An 18452-nucleotide genomic window follows, 5' to 3' on the forward strand; every position below is an offset into this window, starting at 1 on the left:
CCTTCTCCCTGGCCAGGACGATGCGCTTGCTCTCCCACGTGCCGGACGCCGATTTCACGTGCCGGTCGGTGCCTTCGATCTCCTTGAACGAACGGACGAGCACGGTGGTGTCACCTTTCTTCCGAGGGCGGGACCGGTCGCCTGTGCGCACCGTGGTGGTGCGCGCTCAGCGGCGAGGAGTCCGCGACGAAGGCTCGGTCTCCCGCACCGCACGGGCGAACAGCGCGATCCCCTCCTCCAGTTCCTCGTCGCTGACGGTCAACGGCGGGAAGAGTTTCGCGACTTCGCCGTCGGGACCCGACGTCTCCAGAAGCAGCCCCAGTTCGAAGGCGCGGGTGCGGACGCGGGAGGCGCGTGAGGTGTCGGCGAACTCCACACCCCACGCCAGGCCCCGGCCGCGTACGCCGGGGGCGCGGGCCGGCCCCTCGGCGGCGACGGCGTCCAGGGCCTGCCCGATCTCCTCGCCGCGGGCCAGGGTCTGCTTCTCCAGCCCGCCGTCGCGCCAGTACTCCTCCAGCGCGGCGGTGGCCGTCACGAAGGCCGGGTTGAAGCCGCGGAAGGTGCCGTTGTGCTCCCCGGGCTCCCAGACGTCCAGCTCGGGCCGGAACAGGGTCAGCGCCATCGGCAGTCCGTAACCGCTGATGGACTTCGACAGGGTGACGATGTCCGGCGTGACGCCGGACTCCTCGAAGGAGAAGAACGCGCCGGTGCGGCCGCAGCCCATCTGGATGTCGTCGACGATCAGCAGCATGTCGCTGCGCCGGCACAGCTCGGCGAGATCACGCAGCCACTCGGCCCGCGCCACGTTGATCCCGCCCTCGCCCTGCACCGCCTCCACGATCACGGCCGCGGGGGTGTCCAGGCCCGAGCCCCCGCCCTCCAGCAACCGCTCGAGCCACGAGAAGCCGGCCGCCCGGCCCTCCAGGGGGTCGTCGAAGGGCATGGGGGTGGCGTGCACCAGCGGAACGCCCGCGCCCGCCCGCTTGAACGCGTTGCCGGTGACGGCGAGGGAGCCCAGCGACATGCCGTGGAAGGCGTTGGTGAAGAAGACGACGGATTCCCGGCCCTTCACCTTGCGGGCCAGCTTCAGGGCCGCCTCGACGGCATTGGTTCCGGCGGGACCCGGGAACATCACCTTGTACGGCAGTTCGCGCGGCTCCAGCACGATCTCCCGGAACGTCTCGAGGAACGTCCGCTTGGCGACCGTCGACATGTCGAGGGCGTGAGTGACGCCGTCCTTGTCGAGGTAGTCGAGGAGCGCCCGTTTGAGGACCGGATTGTTGTGTCCGTAGTTCAGTGCGCCCGCACCGGCGAAGAAGTCCAGGTACGGTCGGCCGTTCTCGTCGTACAGCCGGCTTCCGGCGGCGCGGTCGAATATCGCGGGCCAGTCGCGGAGATAACTGCGTACTTCGGACTCGAGCGTTTCGAAGACGTCCTGGTTGGAATGTGCGAATGTCATGGGGGCTCGCTCCTCCGGAGGGGAAAGAGAAAGGGGGAGGGAAAGGAAGGGGAATACCGGTTCGGTCGATCACGCCGTCTGCCGGCCCAGCGGGCCGATGCGGTACAGGAACTCGGCCTCATGGGTGTCGGGGAAGAGTTCCGCGGGGAACAGCACGTCCCTTTCGAGCGGCGCCGCGTGCCGTTCGGCGAACGACCGGAACAGCCGGTCCGACGCGGTGTTGTCCGCGCCGATGGTCGTCTCCAGGTACCGGAGGGCGCCGATGGCCGTCAACCGGTCGGCGAGGTGGTCCAGCAGGGCGCTGGCGACACCGTGTCCACGCCGCTCCCGATCCACGGCGATCTGCCAGACGGCGAGGGTGCCGGGCTGCTCGGGGCGGTGGAACCCCGTGACGAATCCGACCGGCGCGCCACCGCTCCGCAGAGCCACCGCGGACGTGCGGGCGAATTCCCTGAACCACAGCAGATAACTGTAGGAGGAGTTCACGTCGAGCACCCCGGAATCACGGGCGATGCGCCATGCCGCGGGCCCGTTCTCGACCGTGGGAGCCGTCATGACCAGTGTGTCCATGAAACACACCCCGCTCTCCCCGTGCGAACCGACCTGTGCGGTTGATTGCGCCCGGATTGACTCGCGTGTCTCGTCTCCGGTGTCTTCCGTGTCCGCCGGGATTTCCCGCTCCGGTGGGGTGTATGCCCTGTGAGGGGCGACCATGTCCCGGCTGTCCGTATGAGAACGCAGGTCGAACACTTTCGGTTCGATGTTACGTCCGTGTGACCGCGGAAGACCAGACGGGCCGGCCCGTTTAAATGCGAGGAACAGGGAAATCCCCCCGCCGGTCGTGGAGAAACCGGAACCGCGTGGCTTGTTCCACGAGGCCTTTCCGCGGAGAGCGGCGGAATCTTATCAATCGGCGCCCGGGTCGGCGAGCCGGTACGGCCCGGCGCACCGCGGAACGGCGCTCCCCGGGCGCGGCGGGCCCCTACCGGGCCCGCCGGCCGAAGAGGACGCCGCGCGGCTCGGGCGGCGGGGGCGTGCCGGGCTTGAGCGGCCAGGCGAGCAGCATGCCGACCACGAAGCCGACGACGTGCGCCACGTACGCCACCGTCCCGGCGTCGGTGACGCCCTGACCCGACGAGTACACCGCCTGGAGCACGAACCACAGGCCCAGCACGATCCAGGCCGGCAGCCGCAGCGGCAGGAAGATCAGGAACGGCACCAGCACCCAGACCCGCGCCTTCGGATACAGCACCAGATAGGCGCCCAGCACCCCGGCGACGGCCCCGGAGGCGCCGATCAGGGGCTCGCCCGAGCCGGCGTCGGACAGGGCGAAGCCGTACGAGGCGGCGTAACCGCAGACGAGGTAGAAGAGCAGGAAACGCACGTGTCCCATGCGGTCCTCGACGTTGTTGCCGAAGATCCACAGGAAGAGCATGTTGCCCAGCAGGTGCAACCAGCCGCCGTGCAGGAACATCGCCGTCAGGACGCTCAGCTCCGGCGACTTGTCGTAACCCGGCGGGCCGATCACGCACCCCGGCCCCTGCGGGCCCACCCCGGTGCCGCCCGTGGGCACCAGGTCCGGCATCCGGTGGTGGATCAGCTCCCGCGGCACCGCCGCGTAGCGGTCCAGGAACGCCTGGAGCCGGCACAGGTCGGCCAGATCGCTCCCGCCGGTCAGCGAACCGAGGGCCCCCGGTGTGAGGGCGACGAAGACGACGATGTCGGCGGCGAGGAGCGCGTACGTCACCCAGGGGGTGCGCCGCGCCGGGTTCACGTCATGGACGGGGATGACCACGTCCCCACTAGTGCCCGGACGGCGGTCGGCGAATCCGCGGAGCCGCTGAACACCGCCGTCCGGCCGTGCGTATGACTCGTCGACCGTCCGCGGCCCGGGAAAGGGGCCGTGGGGCCGACGTGAGGAAACTGGCGATGAACGACCGAGTGACTCCCGCGATGCACGCCCTGCCCGACGGCGAGGCCGAGCTCACGCTCGTGGTGCGCCTCCCGTGGGAGGACGTCGCCCGGCTCGGCCAGGAGGCGGGGCGGCTCGCCTCGCAGACGCAGCGGCCGGTGACGCTGGACGAGGCGGTGAGCCGTCGGCTGCGTTCCGCGAAGGCCGCCGCGCATGCGAGGCCGGCGGGGGAACAGCCGCCGCCCGTGCCGTCGAGCGGCTCGGTGTCGTCGTTGCCGTCACGTCCTCCGGCGGAGCAGGCGCGGCAGGCGATCGAGAGGATCAACGGGACGGCGTGAGGGCCGGCCGGGCGGCGCCGGAGGGGTCCGGCCGCGCCCGCGCGGCGGAGCCGCACGTCGACTCGGCCCCGCGCCCCTCTCGAGGGGCGTCGCGCCGCCCTCGTCACAGGGCCGGCCCGATTTTCGCCGCCGCCTTGCGGGCCGCCACCAGGACCGGGTCCCAGACCGGGGAGAACGGTGGGGCGTAGCCCAGGTCCAGGGCCGTGATCTGTTCCACCGTCATGCCGGCCGTGAGGGCGACCGCCGCGATGTCGACGCGTTTGCCCGCGCCCTCGCGGCCGACGATCTGGACGCCCAGGAGCCGGCCGGTGCGCAGTTCGGCGAGCATCTTCACCGTCATGGGGGAGGCGTCCGGGTAGTAGCCCGCGCGGCTGGTCGACTCGATGGTGACCGCCTCGAACCGCAGGCCCACGCGGCGGGCGTCCTTCTCCCGCAGCCCGGTGCGCGCGATCTCCAGGTCGCACACCTTGCTGACCGCCGTGCCGACCACGCCCGGGAAGGTGGCGTAGCCGCCGCCGACGCCCGCGCCGATGATCTGGCCGTGCTTGTTGGCGTGGGTGCCCAGCGGGACGTGCCGCTGCTGCCCGGAGACCAGGTCGAGGACCTCCACGCAGTCGCCGCCGGCCCAGACGTTCTCGTGCCCGCGCACCCGCATCGACCGGTCGGTGAGCAGCCCGCCGTGCTCTCCGAGGGGGAGTCCGGCGGCCCGCGCGAGGGCCGTCTCGGGGCGCACCCCGATGCCGAGCACGACGACGTCCGCCGGGTACTCGGCGTCCCCGGCGGCGACCGCCCTCACCCCGCCGTCGCCCCCCGTGAGCAGCCCGGTGACCTCGGCGTCGTTCACCATGGTGATGCCCATGCCTTCCATGGCCTCGCGCACCAGGCGCCCCATGTCGGGGTCGAGGGTCGCCATGGGTTCCTCGCCGCGGTTGACGACCGTCACCTCGTAGCCGCGTTTGATCATCGCCTCGGCCATCTCCACGCCGATGTAACCCGCCCCGACGACCACCGCGCGCCCGGGCCGGCGGTGCGCGCCGGTGTCGCGACCGCGAACGCGCGCAGGCCCGAGGGGCTGAGCACGGTCGGGGTCGCGACGCCGGCTTCGGCGCTCCGGAGGCACGGAATCGATCGGCCCGCGCGTGCGGGACAGCGTGTCGAGGAGGGCCTGTCCGTCGTCGAGGGTCTGCACGCCGTGCACCCCGGGGGCGTCCATGCCGGGCAGCTCCGGGCGGATCGGCCGCGCGCCGGTCGCGATCACCAGTTTGTCGTACGACGTCCAGGACTCGGCGCCGGAATCGACGTCCCGCGCGCGCACCCGCCCTCGGTCGAGGTCGATCTCCGTGACCTCGGTGCGCAGCCGCAGATCGATGTCCCGCGCGCGGTGCTCCTCGGCGGTGCGCGCGATCAGCCGGTCCCGGTCGGGGACGTCGCCGCTCACCCAGTAGGGGATGCCGCACGCAGAGAAGGAGGTGAAGTGACCGCGTTCGAACGCCACGATCCCCAGTTCGTCCGGGCCCTTCAGCCGGCGGGCCTGGGACGCCGCGGACATCCCCGCGGCGTCACCGCCGATCACCACCAGGCGTTCCCTCGCACCGCGCGCATCGCTCATGTTCATGCGGACACGCTACGGGGGCAGGGGGACCCGGGGCCCGCCCGAGGGCCTCTCAGCCCTCCCCGCCCCCCTCGGACCCGTCGGACGCCCGGCGGGGCGCCGACGACGGCACCGGCGGGGCCGCGGGCAGCGGGCCCGGGGCGCCCGGCACGGGCGCCCGCCGCGGCAGCCGGGGGCGTACGGCCTTCCGCCACAGCAGGGCGAGCAGCGCCGCCAGCACCGCGAACGGCAGCACCGCGCCGAACGCCACCGCCAGCAGGCGCAGCATCGTCACGAACGCGTCCCAGCCGCCCGCGAGGGCGTCCGTGAAGCCGGGATCGCCGTCGTCCTTCGCCTCCTCCACCGGCGTCTCGGACAGGGACAGGGTGATGGTGGCCAGGCTCGTGCGGTCCTTCAGGGACGCCTGCTGGGCGAGCAGGGCCTCCAGGTCGGCCTGGCGGCCGCTCAGCTCGCCCTCCAGGGTGACCACGTCACTGAGCTTGCCGGCCCGGTCCATCAGCTCGCGGATGCGGGCCACGCTGGCCCGCTGGGTCGTGATCCGGCTCTCCACGTCGACCACCTGGTCGGTGACGTCCCGCGCCTTGGCGCTGCGTTCGAGGAGCGTGCCCGTGCCCTCCAGGTCGGCGAGGACCTCGTCGTACTTCTCCACGGGCACGCGCAGCACCACGCGCGTGTGCTCGTGGCCCTCCTCGTCCCGGTCGGTGGCCTCGTCGCCGACGTAGCCGCCCGCGGCCCCGGTCGTCGTCCGGACCTCGTCCAGCGCCTTCGGGACGTCCTTCACCCGCACGGTCAGGGAGGCGGTGCGGATGATGTGGTGCGCGGTGGCCCTCGGCGGCGCGGTCGCCCTCGCGCCGTCCGCCGAACCGCCCGGTGCGCCCTGCTTCGCGTCTCCCCGGGCCGCCTCCTGCCCGTACGCCGGCGCGTCGGCGGCCTTGTCGGCGGCCCCGGACCCGGCGGAGTCGTCGCTCGCGCCGCTGCACCCGCCGACGGCGAGGGCCGCCGCCAGCAGCACCCCGGCCAGGGCGTGGACGGGTCGTACGGATCGTCGTGTGCGCATGTGGGACTCCCCCGTGTGGTGATGACTGACGCTCCTTCGACGCGGGAGGGGTGCGGGACGTTGGCGCCGGACGGTCCCGATGCGGTCACGGTAGGGACTCGACGGGGCCACATGGCCCTGGCGGGGGCGCCGACGGCGTTTGAGAGGGTGGGAGGCATGAGCGGATCACCTACGGGCCCCGGGCGGCACGTCGTCGTCATCGGGGCCGGAATCGCCGGGCTGGCCGCCGCCCACCGGCTGCGGGAGCACGGGGCGCGGGTCACCGTGCTGGAGGCCTCGGACCGGGTCGGCGGCAAGCTGCTGCCGGGAGAGATCGCGGGCGCGCGCGTCGACCTCGGCGCCGAGTCGTTGCTGGCCCGCCGCCCCGAGGCGGTGGACCTCGCCCGCGCGGTGGGCCTCGCCGACCGGCTCCGGCCGCCGGCCACCGCCACCGCCTCCCTGTGGACCCGCGGCGCCCTGCACCCCATGCCCAAGGGCCACGTCATGGGCGTACCCGGCACCGCCGAAGCCCTCGCCGGCGTCCTGTCCGAGGAAGGGCTGGCCCGCATCGGGCGCGACGCCGACCTGCCCCGCACCGAGGTCGGCGACGACGTGGCCGTCGGTGAGTACGTGGCGGCGCGCGTCGGCCGCGAGGTCGTCGACCGCCTGGTGGAGCCCCTGCTCGGCGGGGTGTACGCGGGCGACGCGTACCGCATCTCGATGCGCTCGGCGGTCCCGCAGCTCTTCGAGGCCGCCCGCACCCACACCTCCCTCACCGAGGCGGTCCGCGGGATCCAGGCCAGGTCCGCCGCCGCGCCGCAGGCGGGCCCCGTCTTCACGGGCATCGCGGGCGGGGTGGGCACCCTCCCGCTCGCGGTCGCCGACGCGCTGCGGGCGGACGGCGCGGAGATCCTCACCGGCACGCCGGCCACGGAGCTGCGCCGGGAACCGCGGGACGGCTGGCGGGTCGTCGCCGGGGACCGCGTCCTGCACGCCGACGCGGTCGTCGTCGCCGTCCCCGCCCCGGCCGCCGCCGACCTGCTGCGCGCCGAGGCGCCCGGCGCCGCCGCCGAACTCGCCGGCGTCGAGTACGCCTCCATGGCGCTGATCACCCTCGCCTACCGCCGCGCGGAGACCGCCCTGCCCGAGGGCAGCGGATTCCTGGTGCCGCCCGTCGACGGGCACACCATCAAGGCGTCCACCTTCGCCTCCGCCAAATGGGGCTGGATCGCCGAGGAGAACCCGGACCTGGTCGTCCTGCGCACCTCCGTGGGCCGCCACGGCGAGACGGAGATCCTCCACCGCGACGACGACGGCCTCGTGGAGGTCTCCCGGCACGACCTGTCGGCCGCCGTCGGCCTGGACGCCGCCCCGGTCGCCACCCGCGTCACCCGCTGGCGGGACGGACTGCCCCAGTACCCCGTCGGCCACCACGCGCGCGTGGCCCGCGTCCGCGAGCACCTCGCGGGCCTCGCCGGGCTCGCCGTGTGCGGCGCGGCCTACGACGGCGTCGGCGTCCCGGCCTGCATCGCGAGCGCGCAGGCCGCCGCCGACCAGATCCACGGTGACCTGCGCGCCCTGCGGCAGCTCACCGCCGACCCGGTGCAGAGCCTCCACGGAGGAGCAGGAGAATGAGGGACATGAGTGACGACGCCACCACCCCCGCACCCGACCGGATCCCGAACAAGGGCAAGCTGGCCAAGGACCTCAACGAGGTCATCCGCTACACCCTCTGGTCCGTCTTCAAGCTGAAGGACGTCCTGCCGGAGGACCGTGCCGGGTACGCCGACGAGGTCCAGGAGCTGTTCGACCAGCTCGCCGCCAAGGACGTCACCGTCCGCGGCACCTACGACCTGTCGGGCCTGCGCGCGGACGCCGATCTCATGATCTGGTGGCACGCCGAGACCGCCGACCAGCTCCAGGAGGCCTACAACCTCTTCCGCCGCACCAGGCTGGGCCGCGCCCTGGAGCCGGTCTGGTCGAACATGGCGCTGCATCGGCCCGCCGAGTTCAACCGCTCGCACATCCCGGCGTTCCTCGCCGACGAGACGCCCCGCGACTACGTGAGCGTCTACCCCTTCGTGCGCTCCTACGACTGGTACCTGCTGCCCGACGAGGACCGCCGGCGCATGCTCGCCGACCACGGCAAGATGGCCCGCGGCTACCCGGACGTGCGCGCCAACACGGTCGCCTCGTTCTCGCTGGGCGACTACGAGTGGATCCTCGCCTTCGAGGCCGACGAGCTGTACCGGATCGTCGACCTCATGCGTCACCTGCGCGGCTCGGAGGCCCGGATGCACGTCCGCGAGGAGGTCCCGTTCTTCACGGGCCGCCGCAAGGACGTCGCGGAGCTGGTCGCGGGCCTGGCCTGATCAGACGGCGGGCCGGCCTTCCCCGGCCCGCCGGTCCGCCGGGGCCGGCGCCGGCCCGGGTTCCGGGCGCGGTGCGCACGAGGCGCGCCGCCCCGGGACGCGGCCGTCCAGCAGGTACGCCTCCAGGTGGCCGTGCACGCAGGCGTTGGCCCCGTCGGCGAGGCCGTGGTTGCCGGCGTCCCGCTCGGTCACCAGCGCCGACCCCGCCAGCCGCCGGTGCAGCTCCAGGGCGCCGTCGTACGGGGTGGCCGCGTCCCGCTCCGCCGCCAGGATCAGCGTCGGCGGCAGCTCTCCGTTGCCCGCGCGCACGTCCAGCGGCCGCTGCCGGGGTGCCTTCCAGTAGGCGCACGGCAGGTTGGTCCACACGTTGCCCCAGGTCTCGAAGGGCGCGCGGCGCGCGAGCCGGGTGTTGTCCCGGTCCCACACCGCCCAGTCCGTCGGCCAGGGCGCGTCGTTGCACTCCACGGCGAGGTACACCGCCCGCGCGTTCTCCGCCTCCGCCGCCGTCTCGGGGTACTCCCGGGCCTGTTCGACCAGCGGCGCGGGATCGCCCTTCAGGTACGCCGACAGCGCGTGCGCCCGGTGCGGCCAGTGGTCGTCGTAGTACCCGGTCCTCAGGAACGCCGCCTGCAACTGCTCCGGCCCGACCTTCCCGCCCGCCGGTTCCTCCGCCAGCCGCGCACGGGCCTCGTCGTAACCGGCCTGCACCTCGCGCGCCGTGTCCCCCAGCCCGTACACGTCGTCGTGCCGGGCGGCCCACGCCCGGAAGTCCGCCCAGCGGTCCTCGAACGCCGCCGACTGGCCGAGGTTGTTGCGGTACCAGATCCGCTCCGGGGCCGGGTTCACCGCCGAGTCGAACACCATCCGCCGTACGTGCGAGGGGAACAGCGTGGCGTACAGCGCCCCGAAGTACGTGCCGTACGACGAGCCCAGGAACGTCAGCCGGCTCTCGCCGAGCGCGGCGCGCAGGACGTCCAGGTCACGGGCGTTGTTGAGCGAGTGGTAGTGCCGCAGCGCGTCGCCGTTGCGCTCGGCGCAGCCCCGCGCGTAGGCCTTGGCCCGCGCGACCCGCTCCCGCTTGTCCGCCGGCGAGGGGTGGACCGGCGCCTTCGAGGGACCCCGGAAGAACGTCCCCGGGTCCGTGCAGGACAGCGGCGCCGAACGGCCCACCCCGCGCGGCGCGTAGCCGACGAGGTCGTACGCCGCCGCGAGGCGCTTCCACTCGGGCAGCGCGCCCACCATGGGGAAGTACATGCCGGTGGCGCCCGGCCCGCCCGGGTTGTGGACCAGGGCCCCCTGCCGGGGCACCCCGCGCTCGCCGTTCCCGGGGTCCCTCCCGGTGGCCCGGACGCGGCTGACGGTGAGTTCGATCTGCTTCCCGTCGGGGCGGGCGTAGTCGAGCGGGACGCGCAGCGTGCCGCACCGGACGGTGTCCGGGAGCTCCTGTTCGGTGGGGCACGCGCCGAAGTCGATGCCCCGGGCCGCGGCCCGCGCGGCGGCCAGTGCGGTGCCGCGCGGCTCGGCGCCGGCGGATCCCGCGCCGGCCGGGGCGGCGGCCAGGGCGGTGAGCAGCAAGGACCCGGCGGCCACGTGGACGGCGGCGGCAGTTCTCATCGACGGACGATCCCTTCGGTGCACGACGGCGACAAAAGGGATGTTTCGCTCGGCGCCGGTGTGAGGCAAGCACCGCGGGCCGGGGTGTCGGCGTCCATGCCCCCGAGGAGGCGCCCGGTGGGCGAAGGCCGCGCGCAGGTCCGGCTCGCCCACCGCGCGGATGCCGCGCACCGCGACGGAGGCGAGGTGCGCACGGTCGTCGCCGGCGGTCAGCGTCGCAGCAGCACCCGCCGGGTGGCCCGCGCCAGCCGCACCGCGGGCCCGTGCGACCGCGGCCTCGGTCCCGACCGCTCCAGCCACCACTCCCGCACCGCGCGCCGCGCCGACGCGTCCTCGGGCCGCCCGGCCAGCACGTGCTCGGCGAAGTCCAGCGCGTCCCGCCGGTAGCCGCCGGTCATCGGCCGCGTCTGCGCGTACGCGAGGAAGGCGGCCCGGTACCCGTCCCCGAGGATCACCGGCAGTTCGGGCGCGACCTTGGCGACGACGTCGGCCCGCTTGGCGGCGAGCGCCCGCGCCTGCACGCCCATCCGCACCCGGTCGAACCCCTCCGGTACGGGCGCCTGGGCCACCAGCGCGGACAGCACCGCCGTCTGGGCGAGCGCGAGCCGCTCCCGCGCGGCCTCGAGGGAGCCCCGCCGCGGCTCGGGGCGGACGCCCGCGCCCTGCGTCGCGCCCGCGCCCCGGCGCCGCGCCCCCTCCTCGACCGCGTGCCGGATCGCGCCCAACTCCCGCTCCATCTCCTCCGCTTCCGGGAAGTTCTCGTCCCGCTCCAGCAGCACGCCGGGAGGGGAGACCCGGGAGGCGAGGTCGGTGAGGACGTCGAGCACGGGCCGCGGCACGGGGTGGGCGTGGCTGTCGTGCCACACGCCGTCCCGCTCGAACCCGCCCGCGACATGGACGTAGGCGATGGCCTCCAGGGGCAGTGCGGCGAGCGCCTCGGCGGGGTCCTCGCCCCGGTTGACGTGGTTGGTGTGCAGGTTGGCGACGTCGATGAGGAGCCGTACGCCGGTCCGGTCGGCCAGCTCGTACAGGAACTGACCCTCGGTCATCTCCTCATCGGGCCACGAGAACAGCGCGGCGATGTTCTCCACGGCGAGCGGCACGGGCAGCGCGTCCTGCGCGATGCGGACGTTCTCGCACAGCACGTCGAGGGCGTCACGGGTGCGCGGCACGGGCAGCAGGTGCCCGGCCTCGACCGGGGAGGAGGCGGTCAGCGCCCCGCCCGCCCGGACGAACGCGATGTGCTCGGTGACGAGCGGCGAGCCGAGCGCCCCGGCCCGCTCGGCAAGGGCGGCCAGCCGCCCCTCGTCGGGCCGCTCGGCCCCGCCCAGACCCAGCGAGACCCCGTGCGGCACGACGGTCACCCCGCGCTCCCGCAACCGCACCAGCGATGCGGGCAGATGTCCGGGGCAGACGTTCTCGGCCACGACCTCGACCCAGTCGATCCCCGGCATGCCCTCGACGGCCTCCGCGATCTCCGGCCGCCACCCGATCCCCGTCCCCAACCGCGCCATCGTCCCCTCCTCCACCGGTGTGTCCGGCCCCCGTAGGTAAGGGGGACATGGCCCCCCGGCACACCCCCGAACCGCGCCCCGGCCACCTTCAGAGCAACATTTGAGGTTGGGCGCTTTCCGTCCGGGCGAAGCAGGCGAGCACCCGGCCGGGTACGTGTGGGTCGTGCGGGCGCGGCCCGGTGCTCAGCCGGCCCGGCCGAGCGCGATGACGCGGGAGCCGGGGGCGAAGGCGGCGAAGGACTGGTCCCAGGACTCGTCGGGCCAGTGGTAGGTCACCCGGCCCTCGGCGGGCCGGTAGTGGGCCGTGTAGAGCGTCCCCAGCCCCTCGTCGTACGCGTACTGGTACAGCGGCGGCTTCAGCATCGCCGCGACGTCCCCGCCCGCCGCCCGGACGGCGCTCAGCCGCTCCTGGGTCCGGGAGAACCGCTCCTGGTCGTCCGGCACCGGCAGGTGCTGGTGGTTGGCGGCGCAGGCGTCCGGTGCCCCGGTCAGCGGCATGTCCGGTCCCACGAACACCGTCACCGCCTTCTCGGAGTCCACGAGGGTGACGTTCTGCGGGATGGCGATCGGCAGGGACCGCAGTGCGCCGACCGCCTCGTCGACGGTGTCGCACGTCTCCAGCAGGTAGCGCAGCACGATGGGGAGGGCGAAGCCGGGGCCGTGGACGAACCGGCCGCCGAAGGTGAGCGAGACCGCCAGCCCGGCGTCGTTCATGCCGTCCAGCAGACCCCAGGCCCCCTCCTGCATGCCGATGACCGGGCGGAGGAGGTGCGAGGAGACGACGGTGCCTTCGCAGTCGTCGGGGGCGAAGTCGTAGTTGCGCAGCAGGGTGCCGCCCACGCCGATCTGGGTGCAGCCCGAGAAGAACGGTCGCAGGGTCGCGAGGGTGAGGAAGGTTTCCCCGCCCGGCCGGTCGAGCCGGCGGGCGAGCCGCTCCAGGACTGGGACCAGCTCCGGCATGTGGGTCGCGAACAGCACCCGGGCGCGGGCCGCGCCTTCCGCCGTCCGGCTCTCCTCGGTCAGCCACTCCTCCGCACGCGGCCACAGGGCCTGAGCGTGGGCGGCCCAGCGGTCGTCACCGTCGCCGATCTCGATGGCGCGGAAGGTCTTCTGCGGCCGGCTCATGTCTGTCGCTCCCTCACCGGTCTCGTGCGAAGTAGGGGCAACCTACCTGATTTCATGGACAACTCCACGCCGCGGCAGGGGTGTTGCCGCTCCGCGTGCTCGGTTCCGCTGTGCGGCGGCGCTCTCGTCCCTCCCCGCACCCGCGGGAGCGGCGAAGCGCGCCGTGGGCGGGTGGCCCGGCATGTGTCAGGATGCGGTGAACTGACGTTCGGGGGAGAAGCGTTCAGCGGGGGACGGCATGGAACGAGGGGAGCGGGAGGGGCGCCGGGCGGTGTCCGGGGCGGCGGTCGCCGCCGGGGTCGTCGGGGCGCTGGCCCTGGCCGCCCTCGTGCTGCGGCCCGCCGAAGGGCTGCTGCACTCCGGCGAGGGGCCGCTCGGCCACTGGGGCTTCGTCGTGATCGGGGCGTCCCTCGCCTGGGCGGTGGGGGCCATGTACGCCACCGGGTATCTTCGCCGCCGGGCCGGCGCCGACCTCACCGGGCTGCCGCCGGGCGAGGAGCGGCTGCGACAGGCCGCCGTGCCGCTGCTGCTCGCCGGGCCGGGCGTCATCGGCGTCCTGGCCCTGGTCCTGCACCGGTTCGACCACGACAGCACACCGGCGACCCCGCCGGCGACCCCACCGGCGGATCTCCGATCGCAGCCGCCCCCCACACCGCCGGTCCTCGACGGGCCGACGTCCGGCGAGGAGGCGGGGAACGGGGCGTCCGTGCCGCTGCACCTCCTGCTCGGCCTGCTGGCCGCGGTCGTCCTCGTGGTCGTCACGGCGGCCGTCGTACGGCGACTGCGACGGCACGGGCTGACGGCGCCACCGCGCCTCGGCCCCGCGGGCGTTCCGGCGGAGGACGACGACGCGCGTCTGCTCCTGTCCGCCGTGCGCTCGGGCCGGCGCGCCCTGGCCGACACCGGTGACGCCCGGGCGGCCGTCATCGCCTGTTACGCCGCGATGGAGGAGGCACTCGTCGCGTCCGGAGTGCAGCGACGCGCCTCCGACAGCCCCTCCGACCTGCTCACCCGCGCCGCCGGCGCGGGCCTCGCCCCGACTGCGGCCGCGCCGCGTCTCACCGAGCTGTTCCGCGAGGCCCGTTACTCCGCACACCCGATGGGCGCCCCGCACCGCGAGGCCGCGGCCGCCGCCCTGGAGGAGATCGCCGCGCTGTTCCAGGACCGGGAGGCCGCGCGGTGAACCGGCCCACGGACCCGACTTCGGGGCGGGACGCGCTCCCACTGCGCCGGCTCGGGCTGCTCGGCGGCGCGGTCGCCGGGTCCGGTGTCCTGCTCGTCCTGCTCCTCGACGGGCCCGAGGCGGCCGGCGCCGTGGTGACCGTGCTCGTCGTCGCGGCGCTGATCGTCGCCCGGTACGTCGCCGGGGCGGACGCCTTCGACTCCGGACGGCGGGACGAGGCAAGGCTGTTGCGGACGCGGGCGCCGGGCATGGGCGAGTGGCGACGGAACATACGGAACGCCACGGGCTCCGACGGCGCCCTCTCCTACCGCGCGGTGCTCCGGCCCGAACTGCGCCGCCTGTTCGCCGTTGTGCTCGCCGAGCACCACCATGTCTCGCTCGACCACCAGCCACAGCGCGCCGCCGAGTTGGTCGGGCCCGAGCTGTGGCCGTGGCTGGGGCACGAGCCGCCCCGGACCGGGCCCGACGGCGACGTCCCCCCGGACGTGCTGCGCCGTCTCGTCGACCGGCTCGAGGCACTCGGCGCACCCCGCACGCGCACCCTCCGCATCCGTAAGGAAGAAACCACGTGACGAGTCCCTCCACGCCCCGGCCCCGCACCGCGGAGCAGGTCGGCGAGCAGGCCGGTGCCGTACTGCGCGAGATCGGCCGTGCCGTCGTCGGCAAGTCGGACGCCCTCGAACTCGTGATGCTGGCCGTGCTGGCCGGCGGGCACGTCCTCGTCGAGGACCTGCCGGGGCTCGGCAAGACGCTCCTCGCCCGGTCCTTCGCCACCACGCTCGGCCTGGACTTCCGCCGGATCCAGTTCACCCCCGACCTGCTGCCGTCGGACGTCACCGGAACGCCGCTGTACGACCGGGGCACCGGCGCGATGGTGTTCCACCCCGGCCCGGTCTTCACGCATCTCCTGCTCGCCGACGAGATCAACCGGACACCGCCCAAGACACAGGCCGCGCTGCTCGAGGCGATGGCCGAGTCGCAGGTGACCGTGGACGGCGAGACCCGGCCGCTCGCCGACCCGTTCCTGGTGATCGCGACCGCCAACCCGGTGGAGTACGAGGGCACCTACTCCCTGCCCGAGGCCCAGCTCGACCGGTTCCAGCTGCGGGTGCGGATGGGCTACCTGACCGCCGGGGAGGAACTGGCGATGCTGCGGGACCGGATCGACCGGGCCGCGCCCGAGGCCGTGCTCGACACGCTCGCGGGGCCGGCCGACGTCGTGGCGTGGCGGGCCGTCGTGGAGCGCGTGGAGATCGACGACGACCTGCTGGAGTACGCCGTCGCACTCGTCGGCGCGACCCGCGACCACCCCCAGATCGGCATCGGCGCCTCGCCGCGCGGTGGTCTCGCCCTGGTGCAACTCGCGCGCGCACGCGCCGTGCTGGACGGCCGGGACTATGTCGTTCCGGAGGACGTCAAGCACCTCGCGGTGCCCGCTCTGGCCCACCGGGTGTCGTTGCGGCCGGAGTTGTGGGTGCGCGAGATGTCCACGGACGACGTGCTGCGGGAGATCGTCGACAGCGTCGGCACGCCGTCTACGCGGCGTACGGCCGCCCTGCCGTCGTGACCCCGCCCCCACCCCCGTCCGCGCCGCGGCCGAGCGCCGCGGTGGTCCGCGCCCTGGAGGGGCGCACCTGTGCGGCGCAGCCACCGCCCCCGCCGCCCGGCGGACCGCGCCCGGGCGAGCGGACACTGCGCCTGCTGACCGTCGCCGTCGTCGCCCTGTCCGCCGCCCTGCTCACCGGCCGGGCGTGGCTGCTCGCGCTCGCGGCGGCGCCGCTGGTGCTGCTGGCGCTCGCGCTGCCCCGTACGCACGTCCGTCGCGTCGAGACGGCGGCGAGCGTCGAACCGAAGCGCTGCTTCGAGGGCGACACCGTCACGCTCCGCGTCTCGGTGGCGCACGACGGCGGCGCCGTTCGCCTCGACCCCGGGGTCACCCTCGGCCCGGGCCTGCGGCTCGACGAGGTCGTCGTCGGCCCGTCCACGGTGACGCTGCGCCACACCGCGTTGCGCTGGGGGCGCTGGTCGCTCGGCCCGGTGGACCTCGACGTGTACGACGCCGGGGGTACCGTGCGTCGCACCGTGCGGGTCGAGGCGGCCGAGGTGTCCGTGTTCCCGCACGCCGCGCAGGCCCGGTTCACGCCGATCCCGGTGCGGCTGCCGCAGCGGCTCGGCGAGCACGCCTCCCCGCAGGCCGGAGAGGGCGTCGAGGTCGTCGGGGTGGGGCCGTGGGTGCCCGGGGAGAGGCAGCGGCGCATCCACTGGCCGTCGACGACCCGGCGCGGGGCCGTGCAACTGCACCGGTTCGCGGCCGAACGGGCCGCCGACACGGTGATGCTGCTCGACGCGTTCGGGGATGTCGTCGACCCGGCGACCGGGGCCTCCTCCCTGGACGAGACGGTGCGGGCGGCCGCCGGACTCGCCCGGGCGTATCTGCGCACCCACGACCGGGTGGGGGTCGTCTCGACCGGGGGCACCACGCGGTGGCTGGCGCCGGGGACCGGGGACGCGACGTTCTACCGCATCGTTGAGAGCGTCCTCGACGTCCGCAAGGACCGGCGGTTCGACGGGCCGGGGCTCGAGCGGGTACCGCCCCCCGCGTTGCCGCAAGGGGCTCTGGTGTACGTGTTCACTCCGCTGAGCGACGCACGGGTGCTGAAGGTGCTGCGGGATCTTCAGGGGCGGGGGCGCCGGCCGGTCGTCGTGGAGATCCCGAGCGGGGACCCGCACGTCGAAGCCGGTGACACGGCAGGCGAGTTGGGGCTTCGGCTGTGGCATGCGGACCGGGACGCGATGCGGTTCGCCCTGCGGGACAGCGGGGTGCCGGTGCTGCGGCACGTCGTGGGTGAGCCGCTGGACCTGGCGTTGGCGCCGTTGCTGTCGGGGTGGATCGGAGGGCGGCGGTGAACGCGACGACGGCGCCCGACGCGCGGGCGGCCTTCCGGGAGTACGCGCGGCACTGGGCCGGGACCGTGCCGGTGCGGGTGCTCGGGGCGGCGGCCGTCGTGATGGCGTGGCGCCCGTGGACGACGGTGAGCGGGGCGCGCGGGGCGGTGCTGTTCGGATGCGCGGTCGCCTTCGCGATGTGGGCGGCGCCGGCGGTGGACCGGCGGCCGTCGCTGGAGTCGGTGCGCTGGTCCCACGTTCTGCTGCGGCACCGCACGACCGCGCTGGCGGTCGGTGTGGTGGTGATCGCGGCGTTCGGGGCTCCGGCGTGGTGGGAGGCCACCGGTGTGGTGGTGCTGTCGGTCGCGTACCTGGTGACGAGCGAGACATGGCCGTGGCGGTGGGGGCGCGGGGCCGCGCGGGTGTGGGCAGAGGCCGCCGGCGCGTGTGCGGGGGCCGGCGTCGTGATGGCCGCCGCGGCGGTTCCGGTGTCCGGCCCGGGGTCCGGGGTGGGACGGGTGATCGCGGCCGGCGTGGTGGTGGGAACGGCGATGGCCGTCGGTGGAGTGCTGGGGGCCCGGCGGTGGGGCGGGAGGAGGTAGACGGGCGACGGACGGACGGGCGGGGCCCGTCCGTCCGTCGCCCGTCCCTGTCACCGCAGCGCCGGATGGTCCGCCACCACCGTGCAGGAGCCCGGGGCGATCTCCGTGAAGCCCGCGTCGCGGACCGTGGGGAGGCCGGCGGCCGTCAGGGCGGGCCAGCGGGCGGGGTCGGCGGTGCGGACGGCGAGGGGGAAACCGGTGGCGTGCCAGGCCGCGCGGGCCTCGTCGCCGAGTCCCCACCAGGCCAGCTGGGCGCCGTGGCCCGCCTGGGCCATGGCCTTGCCGGCCGACATGCCGAGGTCGGGGTTCAGCCACAGGACGGGGGCCGCCGGGTCCACCGGGGGGACGGGGTCGGGGTCGTCGAGGTCGGTGCCGGAGACCTGGAGGCGGGCCAGGTCCTTGGGCCAGCCGTCCAGGGGGACGGGCGGGAAGACGCGGACCTCCGCCGACTTGCCGGTGACCGTGATCCCCGGGAGGGCCTCCGCGCGGCGCCACTCCGCGCCGCGTGCCCGGCGCACCACCTTGCGGATGCGGGCGTCCTGCCAGTCGCGCACCGCCCGCGCCCACTCTCCCTCGCCGGCCGAGCGCTCGTCGGTCAGCATCACCAGCACCGCGCGGGCCGCCGTCTCCAGGGCGTCCGTACGGGCCGGGGGCGCCGCCCGCTCGATGCGCACCACCAGGGGCAGGACGAACTGGGGCGCCGCGTCGCGGGCGCCCGGGTCGGGGCGGAAAGGGCTGTCGGCGGAAGGGGTCCGGTCATCGCTCACGGGGACAGTCTGCCAACCCGCGCGGGGGTTTC

The 18452-nt window shown here is 74.7% G+C and carries 17 protein-coding genes and 1 pseudogene; 8 read left to right on the forward strand and 10 right to left on the reverse strand.

The features are described from left to right. The 4 genes and pseudogenes from ADK41_RS10055 to ADK41_RS10070 all read right to left on the reverse strand — a co-directional run. Nucleotides 1–103, reverse strand: a pseudogene (locus ADK41_RS10055) (ectoine synthase); the annotation flags it as partial. 63 nt (nucleotides 104–166) lie between these two features. Continuing rightward, the gene (gene ectB, locus ADK41_RS10060; RefSeq protein ID WP_030828575.1) at nucleotides 167–1459 is read right to left on the reverse strand and encodes a diaminobutyrate--2-oxoglutarate transaminase; all 1293 of its coding nucleotides are present in this window, start codon (nucleotides 1457–1459) and stop codon (nucleotides 167–169) included. A gap of 69 nt (nucleotides 1460–1528) precedes the next feature. Next, nucleotides 1529–2029: a diaminobutyrate acetyltransferase gene (ectA, locus tag ADK41_RS10065; RefSeq protein ID WP_051843216.1), complete on the reverse strand. Its 501-nt coding sequence runs from the start codon at nucleotides 2027–2029 to the stop codon at nucleotides 1529–1531. Between the two features lie 412 nt (nucleotides 2030–2441). After that, on the reverse strand, nucleotides 2442–3254 hold the full coding sequence (locus tag ADK41_RS10070) for a rhomboid family intramembrane serine protease (RefSeq protein ID WP_030828569.1): 813 nt from the start codon (nucleotides 3252–3254) through the stop codon (nucleotides 2442–2444). 134 nt (nucleotides 3255–3388) lie between these two features. On the opposite strand from ADK41_RS10070, the gene ADK41_RS10075 reads away from it, so the two are divergent. After that, nucleotides 3389–3709, forward strand: coding sequence for a hypothetical protein (locus tag ADK41_RS10075; RefSeq protein WP_030828566.1), 321 nt, complete (start codon nucleotides 3389–3391; stop codon nucleotides 3707–3709). 103 nt (nucleotides 3710–3812) lie between these two features. On the opposite strand, the gene ADK41_RS10080 is transcribed toward ADK41_RS10075, so the two are convergent. Together ADK41_RS10080 and ADK41_RS10085 are read right to left on the reverse strand one after the other, a co-directional pair. Further along, nucleotides 3813–5324 (reverse strand): FAD-dependent oxidoreductase, encoded by a 1512-nt coding sequence (locus ADK41_RS10080; RefSeq protein ID WP_037804466.1) that lies wholly within the window; start codon nucleotides 5322–5324, stop codon nucleotides 3813–3815. Between the two features lie 49 nt (nucleotides 5325–5373). Beyond that, entirely contained in the window at nucleotides 5374–6378 is a 1005-nt protein-coding gene (locus ADK41_RS10085; RefSeq protein ID WP_030828560.1) for a DUF4349 domain-containing protein, read from the reverse strand. 156 nt (nucleotides 6379–6534) lie between these two features. Between ADK41_RS10085 and hemG the strand changes: the two genes are divergently transcribed. Next, nucleotides 6535–7992 carry a protoporphyrinogen oxidase gene (gene hemG, locus ADK41_RS10090; RefSeq protein WP_030828558.1) on the forward strand — a complete coding sequence of 486 codons (1458 nt, stop codon included), beginning with the start codon at nucleotides 6535–6537 and terminating at the stop codon, nucleotides 7990–7992. A 5-nt stretch (nucleotides 7993–7997) separates the two neighbouring features. After that, entirely contained in the window at nucleotides 7998–8729 is a 732-nt protein-coding gene (hemQ, locus tag ADK41_RS10095) for a hydrogen peroxide-dependent heme synthase (RefSeq protein WP_030828555.1), read from the forward strand. Here the strand turns inward: hemQ and ADK41_RS10100 are convergent, their stop codons facing one another. The 3 genes from ADK41_RS10100 to ADK41_RS10110 all read right to left on the reverse strand — a co-directional run bounded on the left by ADK41_RS10100 (nucleotide 8730) and on the right by ADK41_RS10110 (nucleotide 12982). Further along, the gene (locus ADK41_RS10100) at nucleotides 8730–10343 is read right to left on the reverse strand and encodes an alpha/beta hydrolase (protein ID WP_030828553.1); all 1614 of its coding nucleotides are present in this window, start codon (nucleotides 10341–10343) and stop codon (nucleotides 8730–8732) included. It lies immediately after the preceding gene. Between the two features lie 209 nt (nucleotides 10344–10552). Beyond that, nucleotides 10553–11857: a DUF692 domain-containing protein gene (locus ADK41_RS10105; RefSeq protein ID WP_030828551.1), complete on the reverse strand. Its 1305-nt coding sequence runs from the start codon at nucleotides 11855–11857 to the stop codon at nucleotides 10553–10555. Nucleotides 11858–12040: 183 nt separating this feature from the next. After that, nucleotides 12041–12982 carry a C45 family autoproteolytic acyltransferase/hydolase gene (locus ADK41_RS10110; RefSeq protein ID WP_030828549.1) on the reverse strand — a complete coding sequence of 314 codons (942 nt, stop codon included), beginning with the start codon at nucleotides 12980–12982 and terminating at the stop codon, nucleotides 12041–12043. 238 nt (nucleotides 12983–13220) lie between these two features. Here ADK41_RS10110 and ADK41_RS10115 point away from each other — a divergent pair, with 238 nt between their 5' ends. The 5 genes from ADK41_RS10115 to ADK41_RS10135 are packed head-to-tail and all read left to right on the forward strand — an operon-like array spanning nucleotide 13221 to nucleotide 17653. Further along, the gene (locus tag ADK41_RS10115; RefSeq protein ID WP_030828547.1) at nucleotides 13221–14165 is read left to right on the forward strand and encodes a DUF4129 domain-containing protein; all 945 of its coding nucleotides are present in this window, start codon (nucleotides 13221–13223) and stop codon (nucleotides 14163–14165) included. Continuing rightward, nucleotides 14162–14737, forward strand: a complete 576-nt coding sequence (locus ADK41_RS10120) for a hypothetical protein (RefSeq protein ID WP_030828546.1) — start codon at nucleotides 14162–14164, stop codon at nucleotides 14735–14737. The genes ADK41_RS10115 and ADK41_RS10120 overlap by 4 nt, the downstream gene beginning before the upstream one ends. Next, nucleotides 14734–15732 (forward strand): AAA family ATPase, encoded by a 999-nt coding sequence (locus tag ADK41_RS10125; protein WP_030828545.1) that lies wholly within the window; start codon nucleotides 14734–14736, stop codon nucleotides 15730–15732. Before ADK41_RS10120 ends, ADK41_RS10125 begins: the two co-directional genes overlap by 4 nt. Next, nucleotides 15729–17072, forward strand: a complete 1344-nt coding sequence (locus tag ADK41_RS10130) for a DUF58 domain-containing protein (protein WP_030828542.1) — start codon at nucleotides 15729–15731, stop codon at nucleotides 17070–17072. Before ADK41_RS10125 ends, ADK41_RS10130 begins: the two co-directional genes overlap by 4 nt. Then, nucleotides 17069–17653 carry a hypothetical protein gene (locus ADK41_RS10135; RefSeq protein ID WP_030828538.1) on the forward strand — a complete coding sequence of 195 codons (585 nt, stop codon included), beginning with the start codon at nucleotides 17069–17071 and terminating at the stop codon, nucleotides 17651–17653. The genes ADK41_RS10130 and ADK41_RS10135 overlap by 4 nt, the downstream gene beginning before the upstream one ends. A gap of 50 nt (nucleotides 17654–17703) precedes the next feature. Here the strand turns inward: ADK41_RS10135 and ADK41_RS10140 are convergent, their stop codons facing one another. Then, nucleotides 17704–18420: an aminoacyl-tRNA hydrolase gene (locus tag ADK41_RS10140; protein WP_030828536.1), complete on the reverse strand. Its 717-nt coding sequence runs from the start codon at nucleotides 18418–18420 to the stop codon at nucleotides 17704–17706. Nucleotides 18421–18452: the final 32 nt, after the last annotated feature.

This window comes from Streptomyces caelestis, from assembly GCF_001279005.1.
In the GTDB taxonomy this organism is placed as follows: domain Bacteria; phylum Actinomycetota; class Actinomycetes; order Streptomycetales; family Streptomycetaceae; genus Streptomyces; species Streptomyces heliomycini.